The organism is Ferruginibacter sp., assembly GCF_031391665.1.
GTDB lineage: Bacteria > Bacteroidota > Bacteroidia > Chitinophagales > Chitinophagaceae > Ferruginibacter.
Map to the genome: position 1 here is coordinate 1 of NZ_JANMUN010000269.1, position 23004 is coordinate 23004.

The following is a 23004-nucleotide window of genomic DNA, read 5'->3' on the forward strand; positions in this document are numbered from 1 at the left end:
GAAATTGGTATGGAAGAGGGTGACAGGGTTCAGATAAAATCGGGTCTTAAATTTGGAGATATTGTTGTTATTAGCGGAGCCTATTTATTAAACAGTGAATTTATTTTTAAGAAAGGTGCTAACCCAATGGAGGGTATGAAGATGTAATGACAAAAAATCATTTATACTCTTTTATTATTTTTAATAATTTATCATTTTCAGAGAAAATAATAAAAGTAAAATGGAGTGAGGTTAATTTCCCCCATATATAATTTAATTACCTTTGCTTTTAAAATGCGGATGAAATATTATAGAGGGTTGTGGCAAGGGAAAACAGGTATTGGATGCTTGTATAAAATCCTTCAGGTGCATAATTGTATAAATTTTTTACGTAATTGTGTAAGCTTTAAGGAGCCGGTGTAGCTACCTTTATAGGGTAGTTAATAGATTTTTTGCAAAAATAGTTTTAATTTTAGGTGAGTTTAAATGAAAATAAAATTATCCATACAATTAAAAGCAGCTTTTCTGATTGTAGTATTTGGTTTAAATACTGCAGTTGGCTTTGCCTGTGCTATGGGTGTAAATTTTAATGCTGTACCTGAAAAGGAAGCAGTTAAAGTTCATGTTCATGCCGATGGTAAAAAACATCACCATAAAGCACCGGCAAAAAAACAACAACAAAAAAAAGAGCAACAAAAAAAAGATGATTGCTGCACCGATAAGGTTATTAAGATTCAAACTTCGGATAAAAACTTCACCCAAAATTTTAAACATATTTTTTATACCCCTGTGCTTACAGCTATGGCGGGCAATTTATTTGATAATAATAATTTTAATATTTCCCCTGTTGCGCATGCTAAATATGTGGTGCGTAATTTTCATCCTCCTCCCCTCAGTATTCTTATAGCAATACAGCGTTTTCAAATTTGATTATTACAGTAACGGTGTTTGATGGCAGGCCCATTGAACTAATACCCCTGTGCATTTAAGCATTGGCGATCCATTAAGCGATACTATAATTAAATTTTATGTTCAGATTTTATGTATTACTCCTTATTTTTTTTACTGTAACAGTAAATCTTTTTAGCCAAAATATTATTGGCGAAACGGAGGCAGTAAACAGGGCAATAAAAAACAGCCCTAACTTATCAGCTGCAACTCTGTCGGTGTTGCAGCAAAAGCAATTAATTAAAAGCAGTTTTAATTTACCTAACCCCGAAATTTTTATTGAAAGCCCTACGGGAAATTTTTATACTCCCAGCATAACACAGTCAGTGGAATTTCCTGCGGTTTACGGCAAACAAAACCAATTACAAAAACAGCAGGTACAATTGGCCGAAAAAGAAAAGCAGCTTACAGAAAATGAAGTGAAATACCAGGTAAAACAATTGTATCTGGCCTTGCAATACCACGCAGCACTTAACCGGCAGTGGTATATACAGGATACGGTTTACGAAAAAATTGCTTTATCAGCCAGCCGGCAGTTTGATGCAGGGCAGATCGATTATCTTCAAAAATTATTTGCCGAAAATGAGTATGCCGAAATACATAATCAATACCTGCAGCAGCAACTTAAAATGGCCAGCCTGCAGCAGCAGTTACAATATCTTACAGCTACCACCGAAACTTTTGTAACCGAACCGCTGAATATAAACCCGGTAAATAATTATTTTGTAACTGCCGACAGTATGGCGTTTGCTGCTAATCCTTCTGTACAAATTTTACAACAGCAGAATAGTATTGCTAAAAAAAATGTTGAATTGCAAAAAGCAAAATCATTACCCGGTTTAGCATTTGGTTATTTTAACCAGGGCGAAAAAAATACGCCTGTATATAACCGCTTTCGTTTTGGTTTTACTTTGCCATTATGGTATGGGCAGTATAAAAGCACTATAGCCGCTGCTAAAACTGCTGTACAAATTAACGAGCAAAAAACAGCAGCACTGCAGCAACAATTTTACCTGCAATTAAAACAGGCACAAAATGAAGCGGCCATGTATGCCCGTGCCTGGCAATATTATCAAAATACCGGTATTAAAAAAGCTGATGAAATAATTGCTGTATCAAATCGATTTTTTCAAAGCGGCGCATATGATTACATCACTTACCTGCGTAATATTAATACCGCTTATATAATTCAGCAAAAATACCTGGAGGCAAATAAGGATTACCAACAGGCTGTATTAACTATAAAATTTTTAACTGCAACATTATGATAAAGAAATTGGTGATTTTATTAATGCTGTTTCCCTCATTAATTTTTGCACATGATGGCGAAGATCATGCCGCAACAAAAAAAGGAACAGCTGCCGCCGCTTACTTCAGCTCCGAAGTAACTTCGGAATTATACGAATTGCTCGTGAAGTATGCGCCGCTGCAGCCGGGTAAAGAAAGCACATTGAAATTATTTATCAGCGAATATAATTCCAACATACCTGTTGATAGTGCTGTATTACAAATTGCTGTTGCGGCCAACCCCGGTATTAAATTAACGGTGCAAAAAATTGCTAAAGGTGTGTACGAGATAAAAGGAATTTTTCCTGAAAAAAAATCGTACAATCTTACTGTAAATATTAATGCTGCACCAGGCCCCGATCTGTTACTGGTAAATAATATTGCGGTAGGTAAAGTTTTAGAAGTTGCGGATGACGGACATGAAGCTGTTGCCGCACCCTGGTATAAAAGTAATTGGTTTTTTGGCATTGCAGGAATATTGCTGGGGTTAATAATAATGTTTTTTTTAATGAGGAAGACCAATAAAAAAGTGGCAGCATTATTTTTAATATTACTTTGTTTATTGCCTTCAGCAGTAAGTAACACAGCCGCAGCACACGATGGCGAAGATCATGACAACGGTGGTACAGCTGGCGGTACATTAGCCAATACATTTACGGTTGAAAAGGAAACCCAATTTTTATTTAACATCGGTACTCAAAAAATTAAGACAGGTAATTTTAATCAATCAACGCAGGTGTTGGGTACTGTAATTCCATCACCGCAGGGCATGGCCGTAATTCAATCGCCGCAGACGGGAAAAATTATTTCATTAAGAGTTACTGTTGGGCAAAGAGTAGGAGCCGGGCAGGTTTTAGCAGTGATTGAACAACAGGTAGATGCTGGTACACAAATAAATATTCTTGCAGAAAAAAACAGGGTAGAGGCGGAATACAATGCCGCAAAGGCCCAATACGAAAGGTTAAAAGCTATAGAAGATATTGCCGCAAAAAAAGATGTTACCGAAGCAAAAGCCCGGTACGAAACAGCTTTAAAAAACAGGCAATTGTTTATAGCTAATGCCGGCAAAAATGCTGGCAGCACAAAAATGATTTCACTTACTGCACCTATCAGCGGCGTGGTGGGGGCATTTAATTATTCAATTGGCGCTGTGGTAAATACCGGCGAAACTTTATTTGACATCACCAATCTTGAAAAAGTACTGGTAGAAACCCAGGTATTTGCCAATGATGCAGCACAATTAAAAGCCGTTGAAAAAATTACAGCAACATCAACTGCAGCAAACGACACTACTGCCTATCGTTTAAAATTAGTGTCTGCGGCGCAATCAGTTAATAACAGTAACCAATCTCAAAAAGTAATTTTCGAAATACTCAATTCAAAGTCGCAATTTAAAATTGGTGAAAATATTAACGTAAATATTTTTTCAAAAAATATTTCCACACAATTGATAGTGCCAGCTGCAGCCATTGCAGAAGTAAATGGTAAGCCGGCTGTTTTTATAAAAGACAAAGCAGAACAATACAGCATCAGCTATATTAATAAAGGCTCTTCTAACCAAAACTTTACAACTATATTAAAAGGTGTGGAGGAAGGCGAAAGGCTGGTAACCGAAGGCGTTTATCAAATGAAAACAATTTATTTAAATCAATAAAAAATACAGTAATGAAACATCAAATTAAAAATTTAGTATTGGCTTCAGGCCTGGGCGTAATTACTTTTTTAGCCGCCTGTAATAGCAGCAGCGAAAGTAAAATTACAACTGCAGATAGTACCACTGCCGAAACGGCGCATGAAGGCGACGACCATATTTATGCCTGCCCCATGCACCCGGAAGTAACCGGAAAAGAAGGCGATACCTGCCCCAAGTGCGGAATGAAATTGGAGCATAATGATAATGCCGGCGGGCCAAGTAATGTAAGTATGTTATTTACAGCCACACCAGCATCGCCAAAAGCAAATGAGGAAGTTACTTTATCTATGACGCCTAAATTAAAGGATAAGCCTGCGGAGCAAGTGCCGCTTGATGTGGAGCATACAAAAAAAATTCACCTCATTGTTGTTAACGACGACCTCAGCTGGTTTGATCATATTCATCCTGAATTAAATACTGACGGATCTTACAGCGTAAAAGAAAAATTTCCGGCAGCAGGAAAATATACTTTGTTTGCCGATTATAAACCCAGCGGCGCCAACCACACTGTAGATAATTTAAATGTAACTGTTGCCGGTACAGTACCTGCTGCAAAAACATATGGCGCCGATAAATTAACCGGTACAGCAGGCGATGGCTTTTCTGTTTCGCTTACACCCGATGGCGGAAAATTTTTAACCAATATGCCTATGCATATTAATGGTGTGGTAATGCTTAATGGAAAAGAAGTAGATGTAACAACACTGGAAGATTACCTTGGTGCCAAAGCACATATGGTAGTAGTAAGCCTGGCAGAAAAAAAATATTTGCATGTACACCCCAGCGTTGAGGGTGGCAAGTTTGATTTACACACCACTTTTGATAAGCCCGGTGTATATCGTGGCTGGATACAGTTTCAAAGTAAAGGTAAAGTTTACACAAGCGATTTTGTGATGAATGTGGCTGAAGGAAAAGCAGCTGTAAAAGACGATGCAATGAAGGATATGAAACATTAATCGAATTTTAATTATTACAGGTATCAAATCTAAACCGGCACAACAATTAAATAATTCAGGTATGAAAAAAATAATGAAGGCTTTTGCAATTGTAATGTTGCTGTTTATTAATACTGCTGCTTTAGCGCAGCAATCAAAAACAGAAGAGGTTTGCTACAACCCCAATGCAAAAGGCGATACTTTGAAAAGAAGTATTAAAAGTGCAGCAATAGGAAAAATAGGCTCCGCTGCAGTAGTAATTAACTATCACTCACCCGGCGTAAGGGGAAGAAATATTTGGGGAGGCTTAATTCCTTATGGCGAAGTGTGGGTTACCGGCGCACACAACGCCACCAATATTGAAATTGATAAAGACTTTATTGTAAACGGAGTAAGCATTCCAAAAGGGAAGTATGGTTTTTTTACCATCCCGGGTAAAAAAGAATGGGTGATTATTATTAATAAAAACTGGAACCAGCATTTAACAGACGATTATCAGCAAAGCGAAGATTTGGTAAGGATAAAAGTAAAACCGCAGCAGCAAAAAGAAACTATACAACGGTTACAATATTTTATAACCGATAAGGGTAATAATAAAGGAGAGATAGCAATGGCATGGGATAAGATAAGGATTAAGTTTCCATTAATAATTAAAAATTAATTTGGAATGAAAGAGCAGTATCAGCAAAAATATACCTGCCCCATGCATCCTGAAATTGTACAGGACAAACCCGGCAAATGTCCTAAATGCGGAATGAACTTAGTTGGTGTACAAGCTGAAGCAAATACAACCGCTTCACATCAACAGGCTACTGAAAGTAAGCCAGCAGCCGCACATACAGGCCATAAAGTTGAACCTGGTGAAACAGCAAAAGCTGATTTGAATAAAGGAGCACAAAGTTTTGAAAGATATACCTGCCCCATGCACCCGCAAATTGTTCAGGATGCGCCGGGCAAATGTCCTTTGTGTGGAATGACCCTAGTGCCGCTTACAAAATCAAAAGATGGTTCCACTCATAGCTCACACTCATCCGGCATTGCAGATTTTAAAAAAAGATTTTATGTAGTGCTGGCACTTACTATTCCTATTATGCTGTTATCCGAAATGATACAGCATTGGCTAAATCTTCATATCAGCTTTCCCGGTTCAAAATATATTTTACTTGCATTGTCGTCTGTTGTTTTCTTTTATGGCGGCTGGCCTTTTTTAAAAGGATTAGTTGATGAAATAAGGGTGAAGAATCCCGGCATGATGACGCTGATTGGATTTGCTATTTCGGTGGCTTACATCTATAGTGTAGCCACCGTATTTGGATTGGAAGGCATGGATTTTTTTTGGGAACTGGCCACACTAATTTTAATAATGTTGCTGGGGCATTGGATTGAAATGAAATCTGTTGCAGGTGCATCAAGGGAATTGGAATTATTGGTGCAGTTAATGCCCGATGATGCACATCTTGTAAAAGGGGAACAGATAACTGAGGTGAAAACAGTAAACTTAAATGCCAATGACGTAATACTTATTAAACCGGGAGAAAAAGTTGCAGCCGATGGAATAATATTAGAAGGTGAAAGTTATTTAAATGAAAGTATGTTAACCGGTGAAAGCAAGCCGGTACAAAAAACTAAAGGCGATAAAGTAATTGCCGGCGCTATTAATGGCAATGGCTCAATAAAAGTTACTGTATCGCATACTGCAAATGATTCTTATCTCTCGCAGGTAATAAAATTGGTGGATGATGCACAAAAATCAAAATCAAAAACACAATTACTGGCAGACAGGGCAGCAAGATGGTTAACGCTGATAGCAATTGTTTCAGGCATTGTTACTTTCTTATATTGGTATTTAACCGGCCAATCATTAGCATTTGCAATGGAAAGAATGGTAACCGTAATTGTTATTTGTTGCCCTCATGCATTAGGATTGGCAGTGCCATTAGTTGTTGCAAAATCAACGGCATTATCTGCAAAAAATGGATTGCTGATAAAGAACAGAACAGCATTTGAAAATGCAAGAAAAATTACAACGATTGTTTTTGATAAAACGGGTACACTTACTGTGGGAAAGTTTGAAGTATCTAAGATAGTTCCTCTCCAAAAAGAATTAAACGAAAATGAAATTATTCGCCTTGCATCGGCATTGGAACAAAAATCAGAACATCCCATTGCAACGGGCATTCTGCAAAAAGTAAAAGAACTTTCTATCACTATTCCTGCAACAGAAAATTTTAATGCCATCACCGGCAAAGGAGTGGAAGCTACTGTAGAAGGAAAAAAAATATTGGTGGTGAGTCCAGGTTATTTAAAAGAAAAAAATATTGCAATGCCCGAAGGCTTTGCAGCAAACGGTACAGAAACAGTGGTGTTTCTAATCATCAATAATGAGTTGGCAGGATATATTGCTTTATCAGATGAGATAAGGCCAGAATCGGCAGATGCAATAAAAATATTAAAGCAAAACAATATCAAATCTATTTTACTTACAGGCGATAACAGTAAAGTAGCAGAAAGTGTAAGTAAAACTATAGGTATGGATAGTTTTTTTGCTGAAGTACTCCCCCATCAAAAATTAGAAAAAATAAAAGAGTTACAAAGCAAAGGAGAATTTGTGGCCATGACGGGTGACGGCGTAAATGATGCACCTGCACTCGCCATTGCAGACGTAGGTATTGCAGTAGGCAGTGGCAGCGATATTGCTGCAGAAACTGCAGGTATTGTTTTGGTAAACAGTAATCCCAAAGATATTGTGAGTTTAATTTTATTTGGCAAGGCCACTTACCGCAAAATGATTCAGAATTTAATTTGGGCTACGGGATATAATATCATTGCCTTGCCCCTTGCAGCAGGTGTGTTGTATAAGCAGGGTATTTTATTAAGCCCTGCTGCAGGTGCTGCGTTAATGACGGTGAGTACCATTGTTGTTGCAATAAATGCAAGCCTGTTAAAAGTAAAGAGTTAAAAATATCATTGATAAAGCGCAAGTAATTATATGCCATAATGAACACTATTAAACCCATTATATTTTTACTGCCCGTTATAGCATTAGCATTAACCAGCATACTGTACTTTATTTTATTAAAAAAAAGCACCTATAAAAAATATTTAAGGCAGTATGTTTTTATAACTGCTGCAATTGCTTTTCTTTTAAATTTTGCCTGGGAATTAATTCAACTGCCCTTATATAAAAATTCAGTTTATGATATTGACCATATCGCATTTTGTGCTTTAGCTACGCTGGCGGATGTTATTATGGTGCTGCTGCTTTACTTTGGTTTGGCTTTAATATTTAAAAATCCATTTTGGATACAACAGTTAAACGAACAACGTATTACTCTGGTTATTTTAATGGGTGGTATTGGAGCAGTGTTATCAGAAATGCGGCATTTAAAATTAGCCAGCTGGGTTTATGCTGCATCAATGCCGCTGATACCGCTTGTTAAAGCAGGTGTTACGCCAGTGTTGCAATTTATGCTGCTGCCTTTGCTCAGCTATTTATTAAGCATTTATTTTTTAAAAAAATTACATTCAAAAAAAACAATACAAATATTTTAATAATCATTTAAAAACTACACACACATGAAAAGTACAATTGTAATGGCAACAGCATTAATGGGCAGTACCTGGTTAATGCAATCCTGCAACAGCTCAACAGACAGCAGCACTACACATCATAAAGACACTTCAATGAATCACATGGATATGAAAGATACCATGCATTCGGGTAAAATGAATATGGATAACGGTATGATGACATCCATGGAGGGCATGCATACCATGATGAAGGATATGAAAATGACCGGAGATTTTGATTATGACTTTGCCAACATGATGATAGCTCATCACCAGGGCGCCATTGATATGGCAAAAATGGAAGTTGCAAAAGGTAACGATGCAGCAGTAAAAACTATTGCACAAAATATTATTACCGGCCAGCAGGCAGAAATTGATCAGTTTAAAAACATACTGAAAAATTATAAAATGCCGGAGATGAAAAAAGAAACCGGCGAAAAACACAATGAGTTGGGCGAAACGATGGAGAATATGGATGCTAAAATGAAAAGTGTACCTATGACAGGAAATGCAGATAAAGATTTTGTAACGATGATGATACCGCACCACGAAAGTGCAGTTACCATGGCCGAAGATCAACTGTCTCACGGAAAAAACCTGGCCTTAAAAAAAATGGCACAAAAAATAATTGAAGATCAGTCTAAAGAAATTATTCAATTTCAAAACTGGTTATCTAAAAATAAATAATGCAATGGCCCTCAAACGTTATTATGTTGAGGGCCTTTATTTAAATCAGCAATAAAAAAAATTGTTAAGCTAGTTGCCATTAATAAATTAATAACAGGATAAATACTTTACAACATGCTTAATAAACTTATTCAATTTTCTTTACGCAACAGGCTGTTTGTAATTGCATTTGCTGCACTGATAATGGTGTATGGGATTATTACACTAATTAATTTGCCGGTTGATGTGTTGCCCGATTTAAACAGGCCGAGGGTAACCATTTTTTTAGAAGCTAACGGTATGGCACCCGAAGAAATTGAAGCACAGGTAAATCTTCCGGTGGAAACATCTTTAAATGGTGCGCCGGGTGTAGAAGTGGTACGCTCTGTAGCCACACCCGGATTGGGAATGGTGTTTGTAGAATTTGACTGGAATACAGATGTGTACCGGGCAAGACAATTAACCACAGAAAAACTGCAATCTATTCAATTACCCAATGGTATTGCGCCACAGCTAGGCCCCATCAGTTCCATCATGGGACAAATTATGATGGTGGCTGTAACAAGCGATACTACATCACCGGCTGAATTAAGAACCATTTCAGATTTTACTATCCGCAGAAGATTGATGAGTATAAAAGGTGTAAGCCAGGTAATACCGATTGGTGGCGAAAGGTTACAATACCAGGTATTGGTATCATCAGAAAAATTGCGGCAGTTTAATATAAGTATTGATGAAGTGGACAAAGCATTGCAGTTAACCAATCAAAATACTACCGGTGGTTTTTTCGATAATAAAGGATCGGAAGTTTTAATAAGAAATATTGCCCGGGCAAATACATTGGATGATTTAGCCAACACTGTAGTTGCCAATAAAGATAATGCACCGGTATTATTAAAGCAGGTGGCCGATGTAAAATTTGGTGGTGCCGTAAAACGTGGCGATGGCTCTTTAAACGGCAAGCCAGCTGTTATTTTAAATATAGAAAAACAGCCGGGAGCCAATACGGTTGGTTTAACTGATGAGATATTAAAGGCTATTGCAGAACTGCAAACTTCTTTACCCAAAGATGTAAAAATTCAAACCAATGTATTTAATCAAAAAGATTTTATTGTTAATTCACTTACCAATGTAGAAGTGGCTTTGCGTGACGGATTTATACTGGTGGTAATTATTTTGTTTTTATTCCTGCTTAATTTTCGTACCACAATAATTACTCTAACCGCAATACCATTATCCCTGGTAATTACGGCTATTATTTTTAAAATGTTCGGCATATCCATCAATACGTTAACACTGGGTGGTTTGGCTATTGCCATTGGAGAATTAGTAGATGATGCTATAGTAGATGTAGAAAATGTTTTTAGAAGGTTAAAAGAAAATTGGGCAAGCCCCCATCCTAAACCTTTGCTGCAAGTAATTTACGAAGCCAGCAGCGAAGTAAGAAATTCAATTGTGTATGCTACCATTATTGTGGTGCTGGTTTTTTTACCCTTATTTTATTTGCAGGGTATCGAAGGAAAAATATTTGCGCCATTAGGTATTGCCTATATCACTTCTATCATTGCTTCGCTGCTGGTTTCCTTAACCGTTACCCCGGCATTGTGCAGTTATTTGCTGGGTAAAGAAAAAAGCCTGCGGCCTGTAAATTTATTATTCTGGAAAAAGAAAAAAATAAATAGCCAACAACATGCAGCAATACAGCAACCTGGTATGGAACTGCATGACAGCGCTTTGGTAAGGTGGTTAAAAAAGCAGGACATTAAAATTTTACATAAAAGTTTACAGCATCCTAAAATTATTATTGCCGCTGCCATTGCATTAATTATTGCCGCTGCTGCCATTGTTCCGTTTTTTGGTACAGAATTTTTGCCACCTTTTAATGAGGGCAGTTTTACAATAAATGTTGTAACACCTGCCGGTACTTCATTGGAGGAATCTAATAAAATTGGTACTGTGGCCGAGCAGCAAATTTTAAAAATACCGGATGTATTGCTCACTTCCCGAAGAACGGGCAGGGCAGAATTAGATGAACATGCCGAGCCACCTAACTATACCGAAATAGACGTGGCATTAAAAAAAGATCACCGCAGTATGAAAGCAGTACTTGCCGATATAAGAGAAAACCTGGAAATATTAAAAGGCAGTAATATCAATATAGGTCAGCCCATTTCTCACCGGTTAGATCATTTAATTTCTGGTGTACGGGCACAGGTAGCCGTAAAAATATTTGGTAACGATTTAGCAGAATTAAGGACGGCTGCAGCAGCAATGAAAGAAATTTTAAACACGGTGCCCGGTGTAGTGGACCTGCAGGTGGAGAAACAGGTGCTGGTACCGCAATTGCAAATTAAGATAGACAGAAACGCTTTGCAGCGTTATGGATTGCAGGCAGGAAAAGTTGCCGAAGACCTGGAGGTTTTTTACAATGGTAAAGTAAGCAGCCAGGTACTGGACGGACAAAAAACATTTGATATTTTATTGCGATCCAGTGACGCAGACAGAAGTAATATTGAAAATATACGCAGTACACAAATTGCATTACCCAATGGTTCACTTATTCCATTATCTCAAATAGCTACGATAGAAATGGAAAATGGTGTTAACTCAGTATCGCATGAAAATACTCAGCGAAGAATTGTGGTAAGCGCAAATGTACAGGGCCGTGATTTAGGAACCACGGTAAAAGAAATGCAGCAAAAGGTAAAAGCACAATTAAAATTACCTCAAGGGTATTACCTGCAGTGGGGCGGACAATTCGAAAGCCAGCAATCGGCATCAAAATTAATTTCGTTATTAAGTATTTTTTCACTGCTGGGTATTTTCCTGGTACTGTACAGCCATTTTAAATCTTCAAGAATTGTATTTCAAATAATGCTGAATATTCCTCTGGCATTAATAGGAAGTGTAATTGCGGTGATGCTTACCGGTGGCGTATTTTCTATTGCAACGATGGTAGGATTTATTACACTAACGGGTATAGCAAGCCGCAATGGTATAATGATGATTTCGCATTATATTCACCTGGTACAGCACGAAGGCGAAACTTTCAATGACAGTATGATCATCCGTGGATCGTTAGAAAGATTGGTACCTGTTTTAATGACTGCATTAGTTGCAGCATTAGCGCTTATACCATTAACCATGGATGCCACAGCGCCGGGTAAAGAAATTTTATACCCGGTGGCCACCGTTATTTTGGGAGGTTTAATCAGCTCTACGTTATTAGATATGGTTGTAACACCAGTAGTATTTAAACAATTTGGCGAAAAGGCTTTAAAAAAATACCTGGCGGAGCAGGATAAACAAGAGTTTGACTAATAATTAACACCATAACAAAATGTGGCAGACTTTTGGTATAATATAAGCAAACATTGCAACGATACATTATTATATCGTTTTAAGGCAACAGCAAAAAATTAATCAAATAAATTTTACACACTTTTTAAAATTTAAAAACATGAAAAAAATAATGATTGCAGTTGCAATATTATTTGCAGCCAGCACTGCAGGTTTTGCACAGAACAAAAAAGTAAACACACACAAGCAGCACAACAAAAAAAATGTATCGGCAAATAAATTTACCTGCCCCATGCATCCCGAAATTATTACCACCAAACCGGGTAATTGCCCAAACTGCGGTATGGCTTTAGTACCCGTAAAAAAGAAAGTGGGTAACGGCAAACGCAAAGGGCACGGTCATTCTTAATTCTTTTAAAAAATAATTTCATAATTTTTTAAAGCCATTGTACATACAGTGGCTTTTTATTTTTCCACAATTGCATAAATATTTTTTTAAAATTGAAAATCAATCTCCCTACATTTGCAGCAGATTTGGTTGCCGATGTCAAATCGGTATTAAAAGGGAATTCCGTTAAATTCGGGAGCTATCCCCGTAGCTGTAAAGCCTGTGAGCAGTGAGTAGTAAGTCGTGAGTTAACCTTCGATATTTCTTACTTTCTTTCACAATGTTGAATCTTCATACCACTGCCGGTAAATTTTTTGGCGGGAAGGTGTTCAGCAATAGGCTAAGCCAGAAGACCTGCCACGTCTAATAACAATCATTCAAAGCTTTCGGGTGAAAGGCATGAGGATTTAAGGATGCAGTCATTCTTTTATTTTCAATCTTTTTTATTTTCTCGGAAGCAGTCACAATTAAAAAAATTTTTCAAAAAAAATGAAAAAGAAAATTTTTATTGCGGCTGCTGTAGTAATCAGCAGTCAGCTTCAGGCGCAACAGGACAGTACAAAACTTTTAAACGAAGTGGTGGTAACGGCAACAAAGTTTCCCATCAAGCAATCGCTAACAGGAAAAGTAGTAACTGTAATTACACGGGAGCAATTGGAAAGTAACAGCGGTAAATCATTAACCGAAGTATTAAACACACAGGGAGGATTAATTGTAAACGGTATTACAAACTCACCTGGAACTAACCAGGATGTTTATTTACGTGGAGCAAGTGCAGGTAAAACTTTAGTGTTAATTGATGGTATCCCGGCTTACGATGTATCGGGCATTAGCGGTGCATTTGATTTAAATTTAATTGATGTTAACCAGGTAGAAAGAATAGAAATTTTAAAAGGCAGCCAGTCTACGCTTTATGGCAGCGATGCTATTGCCGGTGTAATAAATATCATAACAAAAAAAGGTGGTGATAAAAAAGTTAATGCCACCGCAAATCTGTCGGCAGGAAGCTACAATACTTATAAAGCTGCTGTTGGTTTAAATGGCACAGCTAATAAAACCAATTATAATATCCAGTATACTAACTTAAACAGCAAAGGATTTTCATCAGCTTATGATAAAGCCGGCAATAAAAATTTTGATAAAGATGGGATTGATGAAAATATTTTTCGTGCCAACATCTCACAAAAAATTACCGATAAATTATTGCTGAAATTTACTTCTCAATTCAGTAAATACAAAACTGACTTAGATGCTTCAGCCTTTACAGATGATGCAGATTACACAGCTGCTACTAAAAACTCACTGGCTGGTATTGGTGCCGATTATACTTTCGGAAATAATATTGTGCATTTTAATTACAACTATAATAAAACACAGCGTATTTATAAAGATGACTCTGCATCGATAGGCGGCTTTGCAAAATACAGTAAGGGCGAGTATAACGGGAAAGCTCATTTTATAGAAGCTTACACCAATTTATTTATTAAGAAAAATACAACGGTTTTAATTGGTGCCGATTACAGGCAGCAGGTAACCGATCAAAATTATTTGTCTATAAGCTCATTTGGCCCATTTACTACAGCATTGGGCGACAGTGCAAAAGTTAATCAATTGGGAGTTTATGCATCTCTTGTTTTAAAAGATTTGAAAGGATTTAGTTTGGAAGTGGGCAGCCGCTACAACAGCTTTAATAAATACGGCGATGCTTTTACATTTTCTTTTAATCCTTCTTACCTCATTAATAACAGTATCAAAATTTTTGGAAATATTTCTTCCGGGTTTAAAGCGCCATCTTTATACCAGGTGTATTCCGAATACAGGAACCCCGATACAGAATTAAAACCTGAAAAATCTTTAAGTATTGAAACGGGTGTGCAATACGAAAAAGAAAATGTAAACATAAGGGCGGTATATTTTATACGCAATGTAAAAGACGTTATTGCATTTTACAGCTCTGGTGCACCATCTTATGCAAGCTATTATGTAAATGCAGATAAACAAAAAGATAAAGGTTTAGAACTGGAAGCTGCTATTACTGTAGATAAAATTCGCTTTACAATTAACTATACTAATTTAGATGGATACATAGAAACAAAAAAAGGAACAAAGGATACAGCATTTTTTAATTTATACCGCAGGCCAAAACAAACTATTAATTTAAATGCCGGTTTTGATATTTGCAAAAACTGGAACATGAATATTGGCCTGCAAACTATTGGCAAACGTTTTGAAGCTGTATATGCTGCCCCGCCAATTGAAATGCCGGCGTATTATGTATGGAATGTGTATTCCTCCTATAAAATCTGTAAAATGGCAAAAGCCTTTATAGATTTAAAAAATATTACTGACGAAAAATATTTTGAAGTAAATGGCTACAATAGCCGCAGATTTAATTTTATGGCAGGTGTTACTTTAAGTTTTTAAAAGAATTAAAATGCACACTTTATGTGTAAACACGAAGCCAAATATTGCCCACGTTGCAACAATACTTTTGAGTGCAAGGTGGGCAATATTACCCAATGCCATTGCTATGGCGTAACATTATCTTTAGAAGAAAGGGCTTACATTGATACACTTTTTACTGATTGCGTTTGTGGCCCCTGTTTATTGCAAATGAAAAATGATCTTATTCATTTTAAAAATCAGTTCATCTTCCAGGCAAAAAAACACCGGTAGTTTCTGTATTTTATTGGGTGACTTACCCTTTAGGGGTAAGTCACCCAATAAAAATACCCGGATACACTACTGGTTTTTTTATTAATATCTTTGCGCCATAATTTTTTTACTATGGATTTTAAAGAAATTGCCATTAAAGAAATAATTACCGTAAGCTTTACTTTGTTTGCCGTAATTGATATGCTGGGTACCATTCCTGTACTGGCATCGCTGAGAGAAAAAATGGGTGGTGTGATAAAATCTACACAGGCAACTTTAGTGTCGGGAGGTTTAATGATATTATTTTTATTTGGCGGGCAGCAATTTTTATCATTACTCGGACTCGATGTAAAATCTTTTGCAGTGGCGGGCAGTATTGTAATTTTTATTATTGGTTTAGAAATGGTTTTAGGCCACGAGTTTTTTAAGCCGGATAAAGATGCTAAAAGTGGTAGTGTAGTACCCATAGCTTTTCCATTAATTGCAGGCAGCGGTACACTTACCACCATAATGAGTTTAAAAGCCAATTACGCTGATGCCAATATTTTAATAGGCATTTTAATAAACTGTATTGTAATATATGTAGTTTTAAAATCTTTAAAATGGATTGAAAAAGTTTTAGGCCCCAACGGAATGGCGGTAGTGCGTAAATTTTTTGGTGTAATATTATTAGCTATTGCTGTTAAAATTTTTGGCAGTAATATTGTAAAGTTTGGTACATAGAATGGTTGATTGGTTTACTGGTTGATTAGTTTATCGGTTGAAATTTGAAAGTGATTTCAATTATCAAAGGCTACCAATTAACCAATCAACAAAAAGGCCTCGTAGTACAATGGATAGTATAAGAGTTTCCGAAGCTCCAGATCCAGGTTCGATTCCTGGCGAGGCCACATGTTTGAAGCAACATCGATCCATGATGCTGATTTTGATAAAATCATTTTAAAAGATGTAACTGCAAATACATCTGTAGAAATTATTCCCGGCTGCGGAGCCATTTTACATGCCTTTACAATTGTACATAACGATGCTTTATTAAATGTAATAGACAGTTATGAAAACACTGCCGACTTTAAAAATAATGTAACGGCTAAAGGTTTTAAAAGCTGCAAACTTTCTCCCTTTGTTTGCCGCATAAAAAATGCTACCTATAATTTTGGCGAAAAACAATATACAACCGAAAAATTTTTATTAAATGGTAATGCCCTGCATGGTTTATTGTACGATGCTGTGTTTACTGTAAAAGAAAAATGGACAGATGCCAATAATGCATGCGTTGTATTGGAGCATCAATATAACGCAACAGAAAATGGCTATCCATTTAAATATACCTGTACGGTTACCTATCTTTTAAAAAAAGAAAATGTATTAACTATTACCACTACCATTACTAACGATGATGAAGGCCTTATTCCTGTACAGGATGGCTGGCACCCGTATTTTAGTTTTGGTGGCAGTATCGATGAGCTGCAATTAGAATTTCAAAGCAAAGAAATAATGGTGTTTGATGAAGCATTGATTCCCACCGGAGAATTATTGCCTTACGAGGAGTTTGGGTCGCTAAAAAAAATCGGGCTTACAGAATTTGATAATTGCTTTACTGTAAATTTTTCGGAGTGTCAACCCATGTGTGTTGTGAGAGATGCAGCACAAAAAATACAGGTAGAAATTCATCCCGAAAGAAGTTACCCTTACCTGCAAATTTATACACCCCACCACCGCAAAAGTATTGCTATCGAAAATTTGAGCGGCGCACCCGATGCATTTAATAACGGAATGGGTGCAATGGTGTTATCAACGGGTTCATCCTCAACTTTTATCACTACTTATAAAATCACTTTATTACCTTAGCCGCATGAACAGTATTGCCGAAAATGTTGTAAAAATTTTTAAAGAAAAATTTCCTGAAAAGCCTGATGTATATTTTTCTCCGGGCCGCATTAATTTAATTGGCGAGCATATCGATTATAATGATGGCTATGTAATGCCGGCAGCAATTAATAAAGGCGTTTATTATGCCATTGCAGTAAATAAAACTGATACCATTAATTTTTATGCTTTAGATTTTGATGAATTGTTATCAATAAAAATTAATGAAATACGTAAGATAGACAACTGGAAAAATTATGTGCTGAGTGTGGTGAACGAATTTGTTTTAGCGGGCAAAAATATTAGCGGATTTGATTGTGTTTTTGGCGGCGATATTCCCTGTGGCAGCGGTATCAGTTCATCCGCAGCAGTAGAAGGCGGATTGGCGTATGCCATAAATGATATTTTTAATGTTGGATTAAACCGTGTGGAGCTTGCACTGCTTTGCCAGCGTGCCGAACATAATTTTCCCGGTGTAAACTGTGGCATTATGGATATGTATGCCAACCTCAATGGAAAAAAAGACCATGTTATTTTACTGGATTGTAAAAATATAACGCATCAATATTTTCCACTTCAGTTAAATGGATATAAAATTGTTTTACTCAACAGTAAAGTGCATCATACACTGGTAAGCGGCGAGTATAATGTAAGAAGAAAAAGATGCGAAGAAGGCCTGGCTATTTTAAAAAAAGAGTTGCAGGTAAAATCTTTCCGGGATATTAAAAGTTCCGGCGATGTGGAACTGCATAAAGATAAAATGAGCACCGAAGTTTTTAACTGCTGTACTTATGTGGTAGAAGAAATTGAGCGTACCGTAAAAGCCGGTCAACTATTACAGCAAAATGATTTAGACGGTTTTGGAAAATTAATGTTTGCAACGCATGAAGGTTTAAGTAAACTCTACCAGGTTAGCTGCCCCGAGTTAGATTTTTTAGTGCAACAGGCGGGAAAAGATAAAAACGTAATTGGTGCAAGACTGATGGGTGGCGGCTTTGGCGGTTGCACTATCAACATTATAAAAGAAGAAGCTATCAGTAATTTTATTGCTGATGTTTCAGAAGCCTATGAAAAAGAATTTAATATTGAGCTGGAGGCTTATGTAATGGAGATAAGTGATGGGGTGACAAAAATAATGTGATCACTTTATTGTTGAGTATTAGTCTGAAAACTCTGCTGGTTCCGAATGCAACTCACTTACACAAAGCATTCAGCATTCCCTTAAAAATAAATCCATGAAAAGGGAAAACGGCGTACCAATATAACCGCCCCTTTAATCCAAGCGGACGAAAAGTTGCCGTTTGTTCAAGCTCATTTTCTTCGTTGATGAAAAATTCGAGCCATGCTTCTCCGGGTAATTTCATTTCTGCATACAACAGCAATCTTCTGTCTTCTTTACTTGCAATTAGTACTCTCCAAAAGTCAAGCGACTCTCCCGGATATAATTGTGTTGGGCTTCTTCTTCCCCTGCGTAAACCAACACCACCAACCATTTTGTCCATCAGGCCTCTTATTCCCCAAAGCCATCCACCATAATACCATCCATTGCTGCCACCAATGCGCCATATTTTATCCAGTGTTTTTTGCAGGTCTGTTACCTTTTGTTTTCGTGTATCCTTAAACGTCCCTTCTTTGGGAACCTGCAAATGTACTGTTACACCTTTATACAAAATATTACTGGTGGCGGCATCTTTCCAACTGCTTAGTACCTGGTCGTTCTCAATTTTTACAAATGCCAGTTCAATAGCTTTTTCGTAAGGCGTAGGCGTTATGAGCAGTATTTTCCCTAAGTTATTTTCTTTTCCTATTACTTCCACTTTCATACTGTCCACCAAATTTTTAGCCAGTTGATAGCTGGTAGATGTTACAAAGTATAACCAGTATGATGACAAGCGTGGAGTTAAAACAGGCAACACGATTATTTTTCTTTTCAAACCTCTTACCGTTGCAAACTTTAATAATAATTCTTTGTAAGTAAAAATTTCGCCGCTGCTTATATCAAAACTATTGTTTGCAGCCTCGGGTAAACCAATCACTCCTTTTAAATAAGCTACCACATCTCTAATTGCAATGGGTTGCGTTTTTGTGTTCAGCCATTTAGGTGTTACCATTACTGGCAATTTTTCTACCAGGTCACGTATTATTTCAAAAGATGCACTGCCGGAGCCAACAATTATTCCAGCTCTTAAAGCTGTGAATGCGTATGAATGATTTCCTGTTTTTAAAATTTGCTCCACTTGCAGTCTTGAGTGAAGGTGTTTAGATAAATGGCTTTCATTGACAATGCCGGTGAGATAGATTACCTGTTTAACATTGGTTTGCAACATCCTGCTTTTAAAATTTTCTGCAGAAGCCGCTTCCATTTTTTCAAAATCACCATTGTTTGTACTCATCGAATGTACCAGGTAATAAGCTACATCAATATCCGGCGGAATATTTTGTAATGTTTCTTCCCGTAAAAGATCAACTTCTATCACGGAGATGTCAGGATCCTCAAATCTTTGAAGGTTGAAGCGGCCTTTATCTCTTACACAACAATAAACATGATGATCTGCTGCAAGTAATTCAGGGAGTAATCGTTGGGCAATATAGCCGGTTGCACCGGTGAGAAGGATTTTCAAGTTGAAATTAATTGTAACTATTTAAAACACGTCTAAAAATTAAAAGTTTAAAATATCTTAAAGAATAACTTGTTTGTAACGAAAATCTTTTTTGTAAAAATAAAATCTGGTGTTACAGTAAGTGGCAAAATTTACCTTGGACTTAGTTTTTGAAAACTACGCTCAGCTATTTCGTTAATTCTTTTTTCACGGGTTTCTTGTTTTTTTGCAAGTACAAGCCATTGCAAAGCGACTTTTTGTACAGACTTGCTTAAACTTAAAAAGAAGTCTTTTGAACCTGGTTTGCTTTTGAATGCCGCAGCTAAGTCTTTAGGTATTTTTAATTCTTCAACGTCATCTAAAATTGTCCACGAACCATTTAGTTTTGCTTTTTCAATACTTGCAAAACCTGCTGCTGTCATCAGCCCTTTTTCAACCAGTTGATTAATTTTTTCTTTATTAACTTTCGACCAGGTTCCATTAGGTTTCCGCTTACTGAAAAACTGTATAAATTTTTCTTCATCAAGTGTTTTTCTTATACTGTCTATCCAGCCAAAGCACAGGGCTTCGTCAACAGCATCGCTCCAAACTACTGTTGGGATTTTATACTTTTTTTTATAGCAAATAAGCCAAACAGCTTGTTTTGAAGCATGATTTTTTTGTAACCATTTTCTCCAGTCTTTTTGGCTTGTTGGGCAAAAAGTTTCTATTTCATTTTTCTGCATTGATACTTCATTATTTAATTACTTCTAAAATAATACAAACAATTAAAATGCCACTTCGCTTTGAAGAAATATAGCTGTGCAAATATTTATGCTTAAATCAAAGCTTTGCAAGCCAAGAAAATTCCTAATAAAAAAAGAATAATGCCTAAAATAAAATACATAAGTCTTCCTGTATCTCCAAAAAATGCTACTAAGTCTAATCTCTTTGGCATTTCTCTAAATATTTTTGTGTTTTTCATTGCACCATAAGAAAGGAAAATGCCATAAAATATTCCAAAGAGAGATAAAAATAATAAGATAAAGCTTTTGACAGTTTCTGTCATAGTTTAGTTGTGAAAAATCTCTGTTAATTTTTAAATGTATATAATAAAGTTACTCAACTTAAAATTTAGAAGAGCTTTCATCCGCTTAGATAAAAGCTCAGTAAAGTTATGCTGTTGAAGAGTGCGACGCCAATGAAGTTGAAAAATGATTTAATGCCCGGCTCAAAAAAAACTACACCTTTATATAAATCTTCTTCCTGTCCAGCAGCCATGCAAAAAACCACATCATGGTAATAAAAAACAACGCATAAATTAAGGAGCCAATATTGGGCAGCGAGGGAAAAATGGGTTTGCAGATATGTTCGTAAAACCAACTGAATGGTGTTAAAAATTTGGGTTTGCCCTCTTCAGTAAAACCATTATTAATTCTTATCAATCCCATCAGCCTGGGTAATATGCCACTCAATGCAAAAATGAACAATGCATTTTTTCCAAACACATCAAAAAATTTACTCCATATGCCTTTGGCATTTTTAAATTCTATTACATAAATTAATAAAGATAAAATTAATAAAGCCAGGCCGGTAGTGTACACGGTATAACTGCTGGTCCATATTTTTTTATTAATAGGAAAAACCATATCCCAGCAAAAGCCGGCAAACACTAAAACACAACCGGCAACAAATAATCCGTTCAGCATTTCTTGTGTTTTACCTTTTTGTAAAATGTAGTTGCCCACTAAATAACCCAGCACCACCTGTACAATAGCAGCAAAACTATTCATCAGGCCTTCGGGATCAAAGGCAATGCCTTCGCCATGGTACATATGGCTTTCGCCTAAAATGTTTTTATCAATGTTAGTACCAAACCAACCTGTAATGCTGAAGGGATCAGAAGGATTTGCAGCCACACATAAAAACCAATAAAATAATAAAATAAAAGCACTGGCAACAAAAGCACCTCTTACTTTTAAATAATGCACAATGATGGAAGCGAAAAAATAACTTACTGCAATGCGTTGTAACACGCCAAAGATGCGGAGGGTTTCAAAAGGTTTGCCCACAATATTACCTGCATCGTTATATTTTATAAACGGGAACCAGTTTAAAAATAAACCAATGCAAAAAATGATGACAGTACGCTTAATAACTTTTTGCCAAAATGCACTTTCGCCTGCGGCTTCTAATTTAGGCATTACAAAAGCCATTGCATTGCCAACTGCAAATAAAAAAAATGGAAACACTAAATCAGTTGGCGTGCAGCCATGCCAGCTGGCATGATCGAGTGGCGGAAACATATGTGCCCATGTACCGGGATTATTTACCAATATCATCAGCGCTACCGTAGCACCTCTAAAAACATCGAGGGAGTAAAAGCGTTGGTTCATGAAATTTTATTGAAAGGATTTTTTTTAGGATCTTTCCTTACATCTATTAGATTTATTATGATCAGTTTGTTATTTTCAATCCTGTAATAAATCTTATTCTGATGCCCTTTTCCAACAATTACACTTTGAGTGTTTTTTATTGCAGTAGCCGCTCCGATATTTGGTTGAGTAACAATCAGGTCTAATTTATTAAGTACAATTTTATTAAAATCTTCTGCAACCGTTTTGCCAAATTCCGATTTTAAATAAGCAGTAATTTTTTTAAAACTGTTGAGAAATCTTTTTTTAGCTACAATTTGGAGACCCATTTATTCATTTCTTTTTTTAATTCTTCAAATGAAATCGTGTCTTTGTCCGGGTCTTCTTCAGCAAGTTCTTCCAGTTCGGCCCTGTCTTCATGCGACAGATCAGAAAGATCATCAAAGTTTTTGTTGGCTTTGGTTTGATAAGCAACAAAATCTTCTTTAACGATATTCAGCAGTTCCTCATCATCGGTAGTATCAATAAGATGGTGCAATTCTTTTTTAAGGTCTTCTTTGCTCATACAAAGTGTTTTACCAAATTTACTAAAAACTGGTCAATGGGCAATGGTGAATTGTCAATTGTCATTCGTAAGTAAATGCTGTTTCGGCGTTAAAGTATTTATTCACCATTCACCATTCACAATTGACCCTTACGCCGTCCGCTCACTCAACTCCAGCCAGCGCATTTCTTTTTCATCCAGCAGCGCCACAATTTCTCC

The 23004-nt window shown here is 36.6% G+C and carries 21 protein-coding genes, 1 tRNA gene and 1 riboswitch; of the genes, 16 read left to right on the forward strand and 6 right to left on the reverse strand.

All coding sequences use genetic code 11. The features are described 5' to 3' along the window. The first annotated feature begins 465 nt into the window (after positions 1-465). The 16 genes from ACY651_RS20660 to galK all read left to right on the forward strand — a co-directional run bounded on the left by ACY651_RS20660 (position 466) and on the right by galK (position 18428). Positions 466-909 (forward strand): HYC_CC_PP family protein, encoded by a 444-nt coding sequence (locus ACY651_RS20660; protein ID WP_462255421.1) that lies wholly within the window; start codon positions 466-468, stop codon positions 907-909. A gap of 98 nt (positions 910-1007) precedes the next feature. Beyond that, positions 1008-2195 (forward strand): TolC family protein, encoded by a 1188-nt coding sequence (locus tag ACY651_RS20665; RefSeq protein ID WP_462255422.1) that lies wholly within the window; start codon positions 1008-1010, stop codon positions 2193-2195. After that, the gene (locus ACY651_RS20670) at positions 2192-3868 is read left to right on the forward strand and encodes an efflux RND transporter periplasmic adaptor subunit (protein WP_462255423.1); all 1677 of its coding nucleotides are present in this window, start codon (positions 2192-2194) and stop codon (positions 3866-3868) included. The genes ACY651_RS20665 and ACY651_RS20670 overlap by 4 nt, the downstream gene beginning before the upstream one ends. A gap of 11 nt (positions 3869-3879) precedes the next feature. After that, complete coding sequence (locus ACY651_RS20675) at positions 3880-4863, forward strand: heavy metal-binding domain-containing protein (RefSeq protein WP_462255424.1); 984 nt, start codon at positions 3880-3882, stop codon at positions 4861-4863. A 61-nt stretch (positions 4864-4924) separates the two neighbouring features. Then, entirely contained in the window at positions 4925-5503 is a 579-nt protein-coding gene (locus tag ACY651_RS20680) for a DUF2911 domain-containing protein (protein ID WP_462255425.1), read from the forward strand. Positions 5504-5509: 6 nt separating this feature from the next. Continuing rightward, positions 5510-7801 (forward strand): copper-translocating P-type ATPase, encoded by a 2292-nt coding sequence (locus ACY651_RS20685; RefSeq protein WP_462255426.1) that lies wholly within the window; start codon positions 5510-5512, stop codon positions 7799-7801. A gap of 38 nt (positions 7802-7839) precedes the next feature. Beyond that, complete coding sequence (locus tag ACY651_RS20690; RefSeq protein ID WP_462255427.1) at positions 7840-8394, forward strand: hypothetical protein; 555 nt, start codon at positions 7840-7842, stop codon at positions 8392-8394. A 24-nt stretch (positions 8395-8418) separates the two neighbouring features. Beyond that, on the forward strand, positions 8419-9099 hold the full coding sequence (locus ACY651_RS20695) for a DUF305 domain-containing protein (RefSeq protein WP_462255428.1): 681 nt from the start codon (positions 8419-8421) through the stop codon (positions 9097-9099). A 114-nt stretch (positions 9100-9213) separates the two neighbouring features. Beyond that, on the forward strand, positions 9214-12399 hold the full coding sequence (locus tag ACY651_RS20700) for an efflux RND transporter permease subunit (RefSeq protein ID WP_462255429.1): 3186 nt from the start codon (positions 9214-9216) through the stop codon (positions 12397-12399). Between the two features lie 139 nt (positions 12400-12538). Beyond that, complete coding sequence (locus ACY651_RS20705) at positions 12539-12787, forward strand: heavy metal-binding domain-containing protein (RefSeq protein ID WP_462222556.1); 249 nt, start codon at positions 12539-12541, stop codon at positions 12785-12787. Between the two features lie 109 nt (positions 12788-12896). Next, a riboswitch (cobalamin riboswitch) is annotated at positions 12897-13142 on the forward strand. A gap of 113 nt (positions 13143-13255) precedes the next feature. Continuing rightward, the gene (locus ACY651_RS20710; protein WP_462255430.1) at positions 13256-15190 is read left to right on the forward strand and encodes a TonB-dependent receptor plug domain-containing protein; all 1935 of its coding nucleotides are present in this window, start codon (positions 13256-13258) and stop codon (positions 15188-15190) included. Between the two features lie 21 nt (positions 15191-15211). After that, positions 15212-15442: a cysteine-rich CWC family protein gene (locus ACY651_RS20715; RefSeq protein ID WP_462255431.1), complete on the forward strand. Its 231-nt coding sequence runs from the start codon at positions 15212-15214 to the stop codon at positions 15440-15442. A gap of 111 nt (positions 15443-15553) precedes the next feature. Then, a complete protein-coding gene (locus ACY651_RS20720; protein ID WP_462255432.1) occupies positions 15554-16144 on the forward strand; it encodes a MarC family protein in 591 nt (196 codons plus the stop codon). 95 nt (positions 16145-16239) lie between these two features. Then, positions 16240-16311 (forward strand) — tRNA-Arg (locus ACY651_RS20725). 1 nt (position 16312) lies between these two features. Continuing rightward, positions 16313-17269, forward strand: coding sequence for an aldose epimerase family protein (locus ACY651_RS20730; protein ID WP_462255433.1), 957 nt, complete (start codon positions 16313-16315; stop codon positions 17267-17269). Positions 17270-17273: 4 nt separating this feature from the next. Further along, positions 17274-18428, forward strand: a complete 1155-nt coding sequence (gene galK, locus ACY651_RS20735) for a galactokinase (protein WP_462255434.1) — start codon at positions 17274-17276, stop codon at positions 18426-18428. Positions 18429-18480: 52 nt separating this feature from the next. On the opposite strand, the gene ACY651_RS20740 is transcribed toward galK, so the two are convergent. The 6 genes from ACY651_RS20740 to ACY651_RS20765 all read right to left on the reverse strand — a co-directional run bounded on the left by ACY651_RS20740 (position 18481) and on the right by ACY651_RS20765 (position 22806). Next, positions 18481-19908, reverse strand: coding sequence for an SDR family oxidoreductase (locus ACY651_RS20740; RefSeq protein WP_462255435.1), 1428 nt, complete (start codon positions 19906-19908; stop codon positions 18481-18483). Between the two features lie 131 nt (positions 19909-20039). Then, complete coding sequence (locus tag ACY651_RS20745; RefSeq protein WP_462255436.1) at positions 20040-20612, reverse strand: YdeI/OmpD-associated family protein; 573 nt, start codon at positions 20610-20612, stop codon at positions 20040-20042. 92 nt (positions 20613-20704) lie between these two features. Continuing rightward, positions 20705-20935 (reverse strand): hypothetical protein, encoded by a 231-nt coding sequence (locus ACY651_RS20750; protein ID WP_462255437.1) that lies wholly within the window; start codon positions 20933-20935, stop codon positions 20705-20707. Between the two features lie 172 nt (positions 20936-21107). Further along, a complete protein-coding gene (locus ACY651_RS20755) occupies positions 21108-22262 on the reverse strand; it encodes an acyltransferase family protein (RefSeq protein ID WP_462255438.1) in 1155 nt (384 codons plus the stop codon). Beyond that, the gene (locus tag ACY651_RS20760; RefSeq protein ID WP_462255439.1) at positions 22259-22570 is read right to left on the reverse strand and encodes a type II toxin-antitoxin system RelE/ParE family toxin; all 312 of its coding nucleotides are present in this window, start codon (positions 22568-22570) and stop codon (positions 22259-22261) included. The genes ACY651_RS20755 and ACY651_RS20760 overlap by 4 nt, the downstream gene beginning before the upstream one ends. Further along, entirely contained in the window at positions 22552-22806 is a 255-nt protein-coding gene (locus ACY651_RS20765; protein WP_462255440.1) for a hypothetical protein, read from the reverse strand. Before ACY651_RS20765 ends, ACY651_RS20760 begins: the two co-directional genes overlap by 19 nt. Positions 22807-23004: the final 198 nt, after the last annotated feature.